Below are 13571 nucleotides of genomic sequence, written 5' to 3' on the forward strand. Positions count from 1 at the left end.
GGTATGGGTGGAGGCACTCGATGATCGAGAAGAGTCAAGCCGCCGTCCCCGGCAGCCGCCCGGACATCATCCCCGACGGCCTCGACGCCCGTCTCGTCGTGGACCGTGGCGCCTTCCGCCTCGACGTTTCGCTCACCGTCGCCCCCGGCGAAGTAGTCGCCCTCCTCGGTCCGAACGGTGCCGGAAAGACCACCGCCCTGCGCGCACTCGCCGGTCTGACCCCGCTCACCGACGGTCATCTACGGCTGGACGGCACCGCGTTGGAGCGAACGCCGCCGGAATCCCGTCCCGTCGGCGTCGTCTTCCAGGACTATCTGCTCTTCCCGCACCTCACCGCGCTCGACAACGTCGCGTTCGGCCCGCGCTGTCAGGGCGTGACCAAGACGGCGGCCCGGGCGCGGGCCGCCGCATGGCTGGAGCGAATGGGTCTCGCCGCCCACGCGGGCGCCAAGCCGCGCAAGTTGTCCGGCGGTCAGGCTCAACGCGTGGCTGTGGCCCGCGCGTTGGCGACCAACCCCCGGCTGCTTCTCCTCGACGAGCCCCTGGCCGCCCTCGACGCCCGCACCCGACTCGAGGTCCGTGCCCAACTACGGCGCCATCTGGCGGAGTTCGAGGCCGTCGCCGTACTCGTCACGCACGACCCGCTGGACGCCATGGTCCTCGCCGACCGTCTCGTGGTCGTCGAGCACGGCGAGGTCGTCCAGGAAGGCGCCCCGTCCCACATCGCCCGCCATCCGCGCACCGACTACATCGCCCAGCTGGTCGGCCTGAACCTCTACCGGGGCGAGGCCGACGGCCACACGGTCCGCCTCGACGCCGGGCCCGCGCTCACCACCACGGACGACCTCTCCGGACCCGTGTTCGTCGCCTTCCCGCCGAGCGCGGTGACCCTCTACCGTGAACCGCCCGCCGGCTCCAGCGCCCGCAACCACTGGCGCTGCGAGGTGGCCGGCCTGGAGACCCACGGCGACCAGATCCGCGCCGACCTCACCGGCGAGCTCCCCCTCGCAGCGGACCTCACCACGGTGGCCGCGGCGGAACTCGACCTGCACCCGGGCGCGGAGGTCTGGGCGGCGGTGAAGGCGGCGCAGACGCACGCGTATCCCGTCTGAGACGGCTGTCCGGGGTCCGAGCCGTCGACTCTCCTGGCGTCGACTCTCCTGGCGAGGCGAGGCGGAACGGGACGCTTGGGCGCACCGCACCCCTGTAACGCCCGGAGCACACGGTCGTCCCCCTTCACCCGAACGGCCGCCCCGACAGGCTGCCCGGCCTGCCCGTTCCTAGCGTGAGGGCATGCAGCGCAGGCCCGCCCAGCTGCCGGGCAGCAGACCACAGGACTGCCTGACCGCAGACTGCCGGACCCCAGGCCACAGGTCGCAGGACCGCGGGACGGCAAGACCGCGGGACGCGGGATGACCGGACGCGGGACGGCAGAACCGCAGAACCGCCCGACCGCGGGACGGCAAGACGCGGGATCACCGGACCGCAGCACCGCAGGAGGAGCAGACCATGACCCCGGCCAGGAGGAGCGGACCATGACGTCGCCCACCCCCGACCACGATTCCGACGCGACGTCGGCCGTCCGATGACGGCCGCGGACCCCACCCCCGCCCTGCGCTGCGCGAGCCGGCATTCCGGCCCGCGGGACGGCGAGGAGTGCGGGGCCCGCGCCCGCTTCGAGATCTCCTGTCACGCGCGGCCACCGCTGCTCGTGTGTCCTCAACACCTGGGCCCCGCACTGCTGTTGGCCGACGGTGTGCTGTGGCCTCCGGAGATCAGACTGGTGCGGTGAGCTGCCGACGGATGAGCGGGTCCCGTCGGCACGCGTGAGCCGCGCTCAGCCCTTCGTCAACGTCACGTCCTGCTGCGCGGCCGCGTGGAAGCGGGGCAGCGGCAGACCGCCCTCGGGGCTGAGTTCCATGAGGGTGGCCTCGACGTGGGCCTGGCCCGGTTCCAGGTCGTCGGAGCCGGGCTTGCCCGTGTTCTCCCAGTTGTGCTCCGCGCCGTCGCACACCGCGCGGGTGCCGCCGATGCCCTGGCGGACCAACGGGGAGCGCTGGCTCACGGAGGAGCTCACGAACACGGGACCCGTCCTCCCGGTGCAGCGGTAGGTGCCGGACAAGGTCACGGTGCCGTCCTCGGCGATACGGCCGACGGGGCCGATGGTGACGGTGTCGGACGGGGCGGCGCTCGCGGGCAGCGCCGGGGCGGCCAGCAGGAACAGCGCGGCACCGGCAGCGGTGGCTAGAGCGGAGCGCAGGAGCAGGGGGCGGACGGACATGGTGTGTCTCCCGGTCGAGTGGAATGAGGGCCTCCACTGCTACCGGGAACACGCGCCGACAGCCGTGATCGTCACTCCTTTGGTGGCGAGTCCGCACCGAGCGTCGTGGAACCGTCCGAGGGATGTCCGCGTGTTGTCACGCTTCATGCTGGGCCGTTCCGATGAGTTCGCGACGGGGGCATGGTCTACCCATACGGATACGGACCCCATGGGGACGGTCCCAAAAATATGGAGGTGCGCCATGTGTTCTCACCAGTCTTCGTGCGCTTCGTCCGACAGCACCACCCCGCACATCGTCGCGGCCCACCCCGAGCAGGGCTGGAACCTGCTGTGCAACGGCGCGATCGTCTTCGACGACAGCGGCGAGCTGCTGCCCGACGGCCGGATCGTCGCGCCGCACCGGGTGCCGGCCGGACAGCTGGCCGTCGCCGCCTGATCAGTCCCTGCGGCCGCAGCCGGCCGATCCGACCGGTGGTCCGAGCAGCGGCTCCGGCCCGACGCCGGCACCAGGAACGCCACCCCGAGCAACTTCCCGGCCCCCGGTGCGGGGCCCGCTACGGCAGCACCGCGAAGCCGTCGAGCTCCACCGCCGCCTGGTCGTCCCACAGCCGTACGACCTCCACGACCGCCATCGCGGGGTAGTCCCGGCCCGCCGACTCCCGCCAGATGCGGCCCAGTTCAGGTGCGTGGGTGCGGTAGGCGGCGATGTCGGTGGCGTAGACGGTGACGCGGGCGAGGTCGGACGGAGTGCCACCCGCGGCCGCCAGGGCGGTGAGGAGGTTGTCGAGCGCCTTCTCGAACTGCTCCGGCAGGGATTCCCCGACCACCTTGCCGTCGGCGTCGAGGGCGGTCTGCCCGGCGAGGAAGACCACCCGGGACCCGGTGGCGACGACCGCGTGGGAGAAGCCGGTGGGCGGGGAAAGTTCGGGTGGGTTGATGCGCTCGGCGGTCATGAAGCCTCCATCGTCTCTACGGCTCTACGGCTTCCCCGGCCTTCACGGTCGCCAGTTCCGCGTACAACTCCTTGGCGATGATGCCCCGTTGCACCTCGCTAGCCCCTTCGTAGATGCGCGGGGCGCGCACCTCCCGGTACAGGTGCTCCAGCAGATGGCCGCGCAGCAGTGCGCGTGCGCCGTGCAGTTGCACCGCCGTGTCGACGACGTACTGCGCGGTCTCGGTCGCGAGCAGCTTCGCCATCGCCGCGCGCTTGGGCACGTCCGGGGCGCCTTCGTCGTACGCCGTCGCCGCCGCGTACACCATGAGGCGGGCCGCGTCCGTGCGCAGGGCCATCTCGGCGACCGTGTGCGCGACACTCTGAAGGTCCCTCAACTTGCCGCCGAACGCCTCCCGTCGGGAGGTGTGCGCGAGGGTCGCGTCCAGCGCCGCCTGTGCCATGCCGACCGCGAAGGCGCCGACACTGGGCCGGAAGAGGTTGAGGGTGCCCATGGCGACCCGGAAGCCGCGGTCGAGCTCCCCGAGGACGTCGTCGGCGCTCACCTGCACGGCGTCGAAGGCGAGGGCGCCGATGGGATGCGGGGAGAGCATGTCGAGGCCGGTACCGCTCACCCCGGGCCGGTCCGCGGGCACGAGGAAGGCGGTCACTCCCCGGGCGCCGGCGTCGGGGGTGGTCCGCGCGAAGACGGTGTAGAAGTCGGCCTCGGGGGCGTTGGAGATCCAGCACTTCTCCCCGGTGAGCCGCCAGCGGGAGGGGCCGTCGGGGTCAGCGGACAAGGACAGCGCCGCCGCGTCCGACCCCGCCCCCGGCTCGCTCAGCGCGAACGCGGCCACCGCGTTTCCCTCGCTCACCGCCGGCAGCCAGCGCTCCCGCTGGACCGGAGTGCCGTACGCGTGGACGGGGTGGGCGCCGAGGCCCTGGAGGGCGAGGGCCGTCTCCGCCTCCGTGCAGGCGTATGCGAGGGATTCCCGCATGAGGCACAGATCCAGCGCGCCGGAGGTGAACAGGCGCTCCAGGAGGCCCAGTCGGCCCAGCTCAGCGACCAGCGGACGGTTCACACGGCCCGGCTCGCCCTTCTCCGCGAGCGGGCGCAGCCGTTCCGCGGCGAGGGTGCGCAGTTCCGCACACCGGGCGGTCCGGGACGGTTCGAGCGAGAATGCGGGCATTGCCGGTCCCCTCTCTCGACAGGGCCCTACGACAGTATCGCGTGCCGTTGACTGTCGTCACCAACACGATACGCTCCTTGTGCGAGCCCACTATCGACGCCCACAAGGCGGCCCACAAGGCAAGGGGGCGACCCGCCATGAACGTCTCGGCCCACGTCGACACCTTCGCGCGCGACCACCTTCCGCCCCCCGACCGGTGGCCGGAGCTCCTTTTCGACCTTCCGGAGCTGCGTTACCCCGATCGGCTGAACTGTGCCGCCGAGCTGCTGACGGGCCCACCCGACGACCGCCCGGTGTTCCACACCCCGGCCGGGACCACATGGACGTACGGCACACTCCGAGCCCGCGTCGACCGGCTCGCGCATCTGCTCACCGGCGACCTCGGGGTCGTCCCCGGCAACCGGGTCCTGCTGCGCGGCCCGACCACACCCTGGCTCGCGGCCTGCTGGCTGGCGGTACTGAAGGCGGGCGCGGTCGCGGTGACGGTGCTGGCCCAGCAGCGGCCGCACGAGCTGGCCACGATGTGCGAGATCGCGCGCATAGAGCACGCCCTCTGCGACATCCGCGCCGTCGACGATCTCGCCAAGGCCGAGATACCGGGCCTCAGGATCACGACGTACGGGGGTGACGCTCCCGACGACCTCCTGAACCGCGAGGCGCCCGGGACGCCGTACCCCGCCGTGCGGACCGCGGCCGACGACGTGGCGCTGATCGCTTTCACCTCCGGCACCACCGGGCGGCCCAAGGGCTGTATGCACTTCCACCGGGATGTGCTCGCGATAGCCGACACCTTCTCCAAGCATGTGCTCAAGCCCCAGGTGGACGATGTCTTCGCGGGCAGTCCCCCGCTCGGTTTCACCTTCGGACTCGGCGGCCTGGTGATCTTCCCGATGCGCGTGGGCGCCAGCTCGCTCCTCCTCGAACAGGCCGGTCCCAAGCAACTGTTGCCGGCCGTCGCCGAGCACCGGGTCTCGGTCCTGTTCACCGCCCCCACCGCCTATCGCGCGATGCTCGACGAACTCGACGCGTACGACATCTCGTCGCTGCGCCGTTGTGTCTCCGCGGGTGAGAACCTGCCCGCGGCCACCTGGCGGACCTGGCAGGAGCGGACCGGCCTGGGGATCGTCAACGGCATCGGCGCCACCGAGCTGCTGCACATCTTCATCTCCGCCGCCGACGAGCACATCCGGCCCGGGACGACCGGGGTGCCCGTACCCGGATGGCACGCGCGCGTGGTCGACGAGACAGGCCGGGACAGGCCCGACGGCGAGCCCGGCCTGCTCGCCGTGCGCGGTCCCGTCGGCTGCCGCTACCTCGCCGATCCCCGGCAGCTGGAGTACGTGCGGGACGGCTGGAACATCACCGGCGACACATACATCCGCGAGAACGACGGTTACTTCCGCTATGTGGCGCGCGCGGACGACATGATCATCTCCGCCGGGTACAACATCGCCGGACCGGAGGTCGAGGACGCCCTGCTGCGGCACCCGGACGTGGTCGAGGCGGCCGTCGTGGGGCGGGCCGACGAGGCACGCGGTCAGGTGGTCGTGGCCTTCGCCGTCCTCAAGGAGGGCGCCGAGCGGGACGCCGAGGCGCTGCGCGCATTCGTGAAGACCGAACTGGCACCCTACAAATGCCCGCGCGAGATCGTCTTCCTGGATGCTCTGCCGCGCACGGCGACCGGCAAACTCCAGCGGTTCAGGCTGCGCACCGATGGTGACCAGCAGTGATCCACACGAACTAAGATGATCAACGTGTCCGACCAGCATGCACCACGGTCTCTCATCGTCACGCTCTACGGAGCCTACGGCCGCTTCATGCCGGGCCCCGTGCCCGTCGCCGAGCTGATCCGGCTGCTGGCCGCGGTCGGCGTGGACGCCCCCTCCGTACGCTCCTCGGTGTCCCGCCTCAAGCGGCGCGGCCTGCTGCTGCCGGCCCGCACGGCACGGGGCTCGGCCGGGTACGAACTGTCGCGTGAGGCCCGTCAGCTGCTCGACGACGGCGACCGGCGCATCTACGCGGTGACCCCGCCCGAGGACGAGGGCTGGGTGCTCGCGGTGTTCTCGGTGCCGGAGTCGGAGCGGCAGAAGCGGCACGTGCTGCGTTCACGGCTGGCCGGACTGGGTTTCGGCACGGCGGCCCCCGGGGTGTGGATCGCCCCGGCGCGACTGTACGAGGAGGCCCGTCACACCCTCCAGCGGCTGCGGCTCGACCCGTACGTCGACTTCTTCCGCGGCGAGCATCTGGGCTTCGCCGCGACCGTCGAGGCCGTGTCCCGCTGGTGGGACCTGGCCGCGATCGCCAAGGAGCACGAAGCCTTTCTCGACCGGCACGCGCGTGTGCTGCACGACTGGGAGGTCCGGGCCGACACCCCGCCCGAGGAGGCCTACCGCGACTATCTGCTCGCCCTCGACTCCTGGCGCCATCTCCCCTACGCCGACCCCGGCCTGCCCGCCCCGCTGCTCCCGGAGGACTGGCCTGGCAGGCGGGCGGCGGCGGTGTTCCGGGGCCTGCACGAGCGGCTGCGGGACGCGGGCGCCGGCTTCGTCGGTCTGTGATCCCAGGGCACATCACAGCCCCCTGAGACCACCCTCCACGTCACCGTATCGCCCATCTGCTCGCTGACCGCCTGAAGGCCGAGGGGCACCGCGTGGAGGTCCTCGACGAGATACGCCGCTTCCTCTCCGCCGGCCTCGGCTTCTCCCGCGCGGACCGCAACACGAACGTGCAGCGGATCGGCCTGGTCTCCGAGGTCCTCGCGCGCAACAGCGTCCTGTCCGTCGTCCCGGTGATCGCCCCGTACCGACAGCCGCGAGGCCGTCCGCGCACGGCATCACGCGAGCGGGACACCTTACGTAGAGGTGCATGTGGCGACCCCGGTGCGGAACGGGGCTGCTCAAGTCCCCAGCGTGAGCCGGGGCTTGGGGGCATCCGTGCGTCCGGTCTGCGGGCGGCGGCTGCCCGCTCGGTACGGGACCGGCCAGACGACGCCGGGGCCGTCGTACCCCTGCTCGGCGGCCGCGTGCAGGGTCCAGTGCGGGTCGTGGAGATGCGGGCGGGCCAGCGCGCACAGATCCGTACGCCCGGCCAGGATCAGCGAGTTGACGTCGTCCCAGGAGGAGATGGCACCGACCGCGATCACCGGGACACCGGTCTCGTGACGGATCCGGTCGGCGTACGGCGTCTGGTACGACCGCCCGTACTCCGGGTGCTCCTCGGCCACGACCTGCCCGGTCGACACGTCGATCGCGTCGGCGCCGTGCGCGGCGAAGGCGCGGGCGATCTCGACGGCGTCCTCGGCCGTGTTGCCGCCCTCGGCCCAGTCGGTGGCGGAGATGCGGACGGTCATGGGCCGTTCCTGCGGCCACACTCCCCTGATGGCGTCGAAGACTTCGAGCGGGAAGCGGAGGCGCTTCGCGAGCGAGCCGCCGTAGGCGTCCGTGCGCCGGTTGGTCAGCGGGGAGAGGAAGCTTGAGAGCAGATAGCCGTGCGCGCAGTGCAGTTCGAGGAGGTCGAAGCCGGCCCGGGCGGCACGCCAGGCCGCCGCCGTGAACTGCTCACGGATGTCGGTCAGTTGGGCACGGCCGAGCTCGCGCGGGGTCTGGTTGGAGGGCTTGTACGGGATCGGGGACGGCGCCACGACCGGCCAGTTGCCCTCCGGCAGCGGCTCGTCGATGCCCTCCCACATCAGCTTGGTCGAACCCTTGCGGCCGCTGTGTCCGAGCTGCACGCCGATCGCGGTGCCCGGCGACTGCGCGTGCACGAACTCGGTGATCCGTTTCCAGGCCGCGGCCTGCCTGCCGTCGTAGAGGCCGGTGCAGCCGGGCGTGATCCGTCCCTCGGGCGAGACGCACACCATCTCGGTCATCACCAGCCCGGCACCGCCGAGGGCCCGGGCGCCCAGGTGGACCAGGTGGAAGTCGCCGGGGATGCCGTCGGTGGCGGAGTACATGTCCATCGGCGACACCACGACCCGGTTGCGCAGGGTCAGTCCGCGCAGCCGGAACGGGGTGAACATCGGGGGCGTGCCCGGCGCGCAGCCGAACTCGCGCTCCACGGCACCGGTGAAGCGGGGGTCGCGCAGGCGCAGGTTGTCGTGGGTGACGCGGCGGCTGCGGGTGAGCAGGTTGAAGGCGAACTGGCGGGGCGGCTGATCGAGGTACAGGCCGAGGTTCTCGAACCACTCCAGGCTGGCGCGGGCGGCGCGTTGGGTGGAGGCGACGACGGGTTTGCGCTCCGCCTCGTAGGCCGCCAACGCGCCTTCCAGTGAAGGCTGTTCCTCCAGACAGGCGGCCAGGGCGAGGGCGTCCTCGACGGCGAGCTTGGTGCCGGAGCCGATGGAGAAGTGGGCGGTGTGGGCCGCGTCGCCGAGCAGCACGGTGTTGCCGTGCGACCAATGGTCGTTGACGACCGTGCGGAAGGTGGTCCACGTGGAGTTGTTGGAGCGCAGCGGGCGGCCGCGGAGTGCTTCGGCGAAGATCTTGGCGCAGCTCTCCGTCGACTCCTGTGGGGTGACCTCGTCGAAGCCGGCCGCCCTCCAGACCTCCTCGCGCATCTCGATGATCACGGTGGAGGCGTCGGGTGCGTAGGGGTAGCCGTGGAGTTGCATCACGCCGTGTTCGGTCTCGGCGATCTCGAACCGGAAGGCGTCGAAGGGGAAGTCGGCGGCGAGCCAGATGTAGCGGCAGTGGTGCGGGGTCACATGGGGGCGGAACACATGGCTGTGGCGTTCGCGTGTCGTGCTGTTGACGCCGTCGGCGGCGATGACGAGGTCGTGTGTCTCATCGAGGCCGGCCGGGGCCACCGTACGGAAGCGGAGATCCACGCCGAGAGCGCGGCAGCGCTCGTGCAGTATCTCGAGCAGTCGTCTGCGGCCGAGTGCGGCGAAGCCGTGGCCTGAGGAGGTGTGCCGTACGCCCCGGTGCACGACGTCGATGTCGTCCCAGCGGACGAAGTCGGACTGCATCGCCTCGTGGACCACCGGGTCGGCGTGCTCGATGCCGCCGAGGGTCTCGTCGGAGAGGACCACGCCGAAGCCGAAGGTGTCGTCGGGGGCGTTGCGCTCCCACACGGTGACCGCACGCCCGGGATCGAGCCGCTTCAGCAGAGCTGCCGCGTACAGCCCACCGGGGCCGCCGCCGATGATCGCGATGCGGGGGACGGAGAGGGACATGATCACCGTCCCTGCCACTTCGGCGGCCGCTTCTCCGTGAAGGCCGCGTGGAACTCCCGGTAGTCCTCGCCGTTCATCAGGAGGGCCTGCGTCGAGGCGTCGAGTTCCACCGAGGCGGCCAACGGCATGTCCAGCTCCGCGGTCAGCAGGGCCTTCGTCTGGGCGTACGCCAGTGCCGGGCCGTCCGCCAGCCGGCGGGCCAGGCGCGCGGCGGCCTCGTCCGCGCCGCCCTCCTCGGTCAGTTCGCTGATCAGGCCGATGCGCTCGGCCTCGGGAGCGCGGACCGGTTCGCCGAGCATGAGGAGCCGGGTGGCATGGCCGAGGCCGACCACGCGAGGCAGCAGATAGGCCGCGCCCATGTCGCCGCCGGACAGGCCGACCCGGGTGAAGAGGAAGGCGAAGCGGGTCGAGGGGTCCGCCACCCGGAAGTCGGCCGCCAGGGCGAGGACCGCGCCCGCGCCCGCCGCCACCCCGTGCACCGCCGCGATCACGGGGAACGGACATTCCCGCAGGGCCCTCACCACCTGGCCCGTCATCCGGTTGAAGTCGAGGAGCTGGGCGGTGTCCATGGCGAGGGTCGCGCCGATGATCTCGTCGACGTCACCTCCGGAGCAGAAACCGCGTCCCTCGCCGGCCAGGACCAGGGCGCGGACGGAACGCTCGCGGGACAGTTCGGCGAGGAGGTCGCGCAGGTCGGCATAGGCGCCGAAGGTGAGCGCGTTGAGTTTCTCGGGGCGGGCGAGGGTGACGGTGGCGACCCCGTCGGTGAGGTCGACGCGCAGGTGCCGCCAGTCGGAGGTGCGGGCGGCGGAGCCGGTGAAGGGACTCATGGCGTGCGGCCTCCTCGTGCTCGGACGAAGTGCGAGTGGCGAGGTTCCAGGCGCACCCGGGTGCGCTCTTCCCTCGAAGCTATCACCCCTCTTTGACTGTCGTCACGAGTGCGCGATAAGGCATACGGATGTGACCTGGCCCGGTCACATCCGTCACGGCTCGTCGACAGACCGGCAACGGCGGGATCAGCGGCGGGAGGCAAGCCGTTGCTACGGGTAAGCCGCCTGCCAACGGGGCCGAAGGTCCCGTACGGCGCCCGCCGGACGACTCTGCCGACGGCGCCGTACCATTCATAAGGTTGAAAGCAGGACAGCCTGCTCATGAACGGACCCGCCTTGCAAGAACGCCCCCCGGCCTCCGCCTCCTGGCGCATCGCGCTGCCGCACTCCGCCGCGGCCGTGCCCGTGGCGCGCGCTCTGGTCCGCACCGCGCTGGCCGAGCTGGAGCACGGGGCGGACTGCGACACCGCGGAGCTGCTGACGGCCGAGCTGGTGGCGAACGCCGTGGAACACACCTCCGGCGAGACCCCGATAGAGCTGGTCGTGGAGTTGCTGCCGACCGGCTGCCAGGTGGAGGTGCACGACCCGGACCCGGCACCCCCGGGCCATCTGACCCAGCCGGACACCAGGGACCCGGACCCCTGGCAGGAGCACGGCCGGGGCCTGCTCCTGATCAGGGCGCTCAGTTCGTCGTGCGGGCACCGCCCGACCGAGACCGGCAAGGCGGTGTGGTTCCGTCTGCCGGTGGTGCCGCGGCAGTGGCATCCGGCGTGACGCTCAGGCCAGCGTCGCCACCAGGACCGCCTTGATCGTGTGCAGACGGTTCTCCGCCTCGTCGAAGACCACCGAGTGCACCGACTCGAACACCTCGTCCGTGACCTCCAGGGACTCCAGGCCGTGGGTCTCGAAGATCTCCTGTCCCACCTTCGTACCGAGGTCGTGGAAGGCGGGCAGACAGTGCAGGAACTTGACGTCCGCGTTCCCCGTGGCCCGCAGCACGTCCGTGGTCACCGCGTACGGCGACAGCGCGGCGATCCGCTCGTCCCACACGTCCTTCGGCTCCCCCATGGAGACCCAGACATCGGTCGCGACGAAATCCGCCCCCCGCACACCCTCCTCCAGCGACTCGGTGAGGGTGATCCGCGCCCCGCTGTCCACGGCGAGCGTACGGGCCCGCTCGACGACGTCCTGCGCGGGCCAGTAGGCCTTCGGGGCGACGATCCGTACGTCCATGCCCAACAGCGCACCGGTGATCAGATACGAGTTGCCCATGTTGAACCGCGCGTCACCGAGGTAGGCGAAGACGATCTCCCGGACCGGCTTCGCGGTGTGCTCGGTCATCGTCAGCACGTCGGCCAGCATCTGCGTGGGATGCCAGTCGTCGGTGAGCCCGTTGTACACCGGCACCCCGGCATACGCGGCCAGCTCCTCCACCTTCTGCTGGCTGTCCCCGCGGTACTCGATCCCGTCGTACATACGACCGAGCACGCGCGCGGTGTCCCGTACGGACTCCTTGTGGCCGATCTGCGAGCCGGACGGGTCCAGGTACGTCGTCGAGGCGCCCTGGTCCGCCGCCGCGACCTCGAACGCGCAGCGCGTGCGCGTCGAGGTCTTCTCGAAGATCAGCGCGATGTTCTTCCCGTTCAGGTACCGCGTCTCGGTCCCCGCCTTCTTGGCGGCCTTCAGCTCGGCTGCCAGCTCGACCAGCCCGAGGAACTCCTGCTCGGTGAAGTCGAGCTCCTTGAGGAAGTGGCGGCCGGCGAGGGCGGTCGGGACTGTCGCCATGGGGGCGCTCCAGAGGTACGTGAACAGCGGACCCTTGGAAGTCTATACGATACTCAGCATTTATATACAGACTCCTGTACGACTATGCGCTCGCGCGTTCCATAAGAGATCCCTCCTATACGGCCTCCCGCTCCACCGGACAGCTCATACAGCGCGGCCCGCCCCTCCCCCGCCCCAGCTCGCTGCCCGGGATCTCTATCACCTCGATGCCCTGCTTGCGCAGATGGGTGTTGGTGGTGGCGTTGCGCTCGTAGGCGACGACGACACCCGGCTCGACGGCGAGGACGTTGCAGCCGTCGTCCCACTGCTCGCGCTCGGCCGCGTGCACGTCCTGGGTGGCGGTCAGCACACGGATCTCGCTCAGCCCGAGTGAGGCGGCTATCGCGCGGTGCATGTGCTCCGACGGGTGGTCGGTGACCTTGAGCTCCTTGTCACCGACGCCCGGTTCGATGGTGTACGACCTGAGCATGCCGAGTCCGGCGTACTGGGTGAAGGTGTCGCCGTCGACCATCGTCATCACGGTGTCGAGATGCATGAAGGCCCGGCGTTTCGGCATGTCGAGGGCCACGATCGACTGCGCGGAGCCCTCGGCGAACAGCTTGTGCGCGAGCATCTCGACGGCCTGGGGCGTGGTGCGCTCGCTCATGCCGATGAGGACGGCGCCGTTGCCGATGACGAGGACGTCCCCGCCCTCGATGGTGGACGGGTAGTCGGCCTGCCCCTCCGACCAGATGTGGAACGTTTCGTCACGGAAGAGCGGGTGGTGGCGGTAGATCGCCTCGAAGTGGACCGTCTCGCGCTGACGGGCCGGCCAGCGCATGGCGTTGACGGCGACACCGTCGTAGATCCAGGCCGAGGTGTCGCGGGTGAAGAGGTGATTGGGCAGCGGGGCGAGCAGGAAGTCGTCGAGGTCCATGACATGGAAGCGCACGGAGGTCGGTTCCGGGTGCGCCTCCAGGAACTCCCGCTTGGTCATGCCGCCGACGAGGGCCTCGGCCAGCTCCGCGGCGGGCAGTGTCTCGAAGGAGGCCCGGAGGTGGTCGGTGGCCAGCGGGCCGTACTCCTTCTCGTCGAAGACACGGTCCAGGACGAGTGACCGGGCCGCCGGGATCTCCAGGGCCTCGGTGAGCAGGTCACCGAAGAGATGGACGGCGACACCGCGGTCGCGCAGCACGTCGGCGAACCCGTCGTGCTCGGCGCGCGCCCGGCGCACCCACAGCACGTCGTCGAAGAGCAGTGCGTCCTTGTTGCTGGGGGTGAGCCTTTTGAGCTCGAGATCCGGCCGGTGAAGGATGACGCGGCGCAGCCGCCCGGCCTCGGAGTCGACATGGAATCCCATGCCTCCATCCTGACCAACGGGGGGCGTCTTGACCCCTCAGTC

The 13571-nt window shown here is 70.9% G+C and carries 13 protein-coding genes and 1 pseudogene; 7 read left to right on the plus strand and 7 right to left on the minus strand.

Annotated features, from left to right (window positions below):
• The first annotated feature begins 20 nt into the window (after positions 1–20).
• Together M2157_RS13275 and M2157_RS13280 are read left to right on the plus strand one after the other, a co-directional pair.
• The gene (locus M2157_RS13275; protein WP_280865353.1) at positions 21–1112 is read left to right on the plus strand and encodes an ABC transporter ATP-binding protein; all 1092 of its coding nucleotides are present in this window, start codon (positions 21–23) and stop codon (positions 1110–1112) included.
• 473 nt (positions 1113–1585) lie between these two features.
• Positions 1586–1792 (plus strand): hypothetical protein, encoded by a 207-nt coding sequence (locus M2157_RS13280; RefSeq protein ID WP_266509228.1) that lies wholly within the window; start codon positions 1586–1588, stop codon positions 1790–1792.
• A gap of 45 nt (positions 1793–1837) precedes the next feature.
• Here the strand turns inward: M2157_RS13280 and M2157_RS13285 are convergent, their stop codons facing one another.
• The gene (locus tag M2157_RS13285; protein ID WP_280862025.1) at positions 1838–2281 is read right to left on the minus strand and encodes a DUF6299 family protein; all 444 of its coding nucleotides are present in this window, start codon (positions 2279–2281) and stop codon (positions 1838–1840) included.
• Positions 2282–2522: 241 nt separating this feature from the next.
• Between M2157_RS13285 and M2157_RS13290 the strand changes: the two genes are divergently transcribed.
• On the plus strand, positions 2523–2717 hold the full coding sequence (locus M2157_RS13290; protein WP_069761789.1) for a DUF5999 family protein: 195 nt from the start codon (positions 2523–2525) through the stop codon (positions 2715–2717).
• Between the two features lie 118 nt (positions 2718–2835).
• Here the strand turns inward: M2157_RS13290 and M2157_RS13295 are convergent, their stop codons facing one another.
• Both M2157_RS13295 and M2157_RS13300 read right to left on the minus strand, forming a co-directional pair.
• On the minus strand, positions 2836–3234 hold the full coding sequence (locus M2157_RS13295; protein ID WP_280862026.1) for a RidA family protein: 399 nt from the start codon (positions 3232–3234) through the stop codon (positions 2836–2838).
• A 16-nt stretch (positions 3235–3250) separates the two neighbouring features.
• Positions 3251–4402, minus strand: a complete 1152-nt coding sequence (locus tag M2157_RS13300; RefSeq protein WP_280862027.1) for an acyl-CoA dehydrogenase family protein — start codon at positions 4400–4402, stop codon at positions 3251–3253.
• 137 nt (positions 4403–4539) lie between these two features.
• Between M2157_RS13300 and M2157_RS13305 the strand changes: the two genes are divergently transcribed.
• The 3 genes and pseudogenes from M2157_RS13305 to M2157_RS13315 form a co-directional block, all read left to right on the plus strand.
• On the plus strand, positions 4540–6132 hold the full coding sequence (locus tag M2157_RS13305; protein WP_280868198.1) for an AMP-binding protein: 1593 nt from the start codon (positions 4540–4542) through the stop codon (positions 6130–6132).
• Between the two features lie 15 nt (positions 6133–6147).
• Positions 6148–6960: a PaaX family transcriptional regulator C-terminal domain-containing protein gene (locus M2157_RS13310; RefSeq protein WP_280862028.1), complete on the plus strand. Its 813-nt coding sequence runs from the start codon at positions 6148–6150 to the stop codon at positions 6958–6960.
• A 47-nt stretch (positions 6961–7007) separates the two neighbouring features.
• Positions 7008–7284 (plus strand): annotated as a pseudogene (locus M2157_RS13315) (adenylyl-sulfate kinase); the annotation flags it as partial.
• A 14-nt stretch (positions 7285–7298) separates the two neighbouring features.
• On the opposite strand, the gene M2157_RS13320 reads toward M2157_RS13315, so the two are convergent.
• Positions 7299–9575 carry a bifunctional salicylyl-CoA 5-hydroxylase/oxidoreductase gene (locus M2157_RS13320; protein WP_280865354.1) on the minus strand — a complete coding sequence of 759 codons (2277 nt, stop codon included), beginning with the start codon at positions 9573–9575 and terminating at the stop codon, positions 7299–7301.
• 2 nt (positions 9576–9577) lie between these two features.
• The gene (locus M2157_RS13325) at positions 9578–10405 is read right to left on the minus strand and encodes an enoyl-CoA hydratase family protein (protein WP_280862030.1); all 828 of its coding nucleotides are present in this window, start codon (positions 10403–10405) and stop codon (positions 9578–9580) included.
• 321 nt (positions 10406–10726) lie between these two features.
• On the opposite strand from M2157_RS13325, the gene M2157_RS13330 reads away from it, so the two are divergent.
• A complete protein-coding gene (locus M2157_RS13330) occupies positions 10727–11179 on the plus strand; it encodes an ATP-binding protein (protein ID WP_280862031.1) in 453 nt (150 codons plus the stop codon).
• Between the two features lie 3 nt (positions 11180–11182).
• On the opposite strand, the gene argF is transcribed toward M2157_RS13330, so the two are convergent.
• Both argF and M2157_RS13340 read right to left on the minus strand, forming a co-directional pair.
• Positions 11183–12190 carry an ornithine carbamoyltransferase gene (argF, locus tag M2157_RS13335; RefSeq protein ID WP_062036066.1) on the minus strand — a complete coding sequence of 336 codons (1008 nt, stop codon included), beginning with the start codon at positions 12188–12190 and terminating at the stop codon, positions 11183–11185.
• 115 nt (positions 12191–12305) lie between these two features.
• Entirely contained in the window at positions 12306–13529 is a 1224-nt protein-coding gene (locus M2157_RS13340) for an arginine deiminase (RefSeq protein ID WP_280862032.1), read from the minus strand.
• Between the last annotated feature and the right edge of the window lie 42 nt (positions 13530–13571).

This window comes from Streptomyces sp. SAI-127 (assembly GCF_029894425.1).
GTDB lineage: Bacteria > Actinomycetota > Actinomycetes > Streptomycetales > Streptomycetaceae > Streptomyces.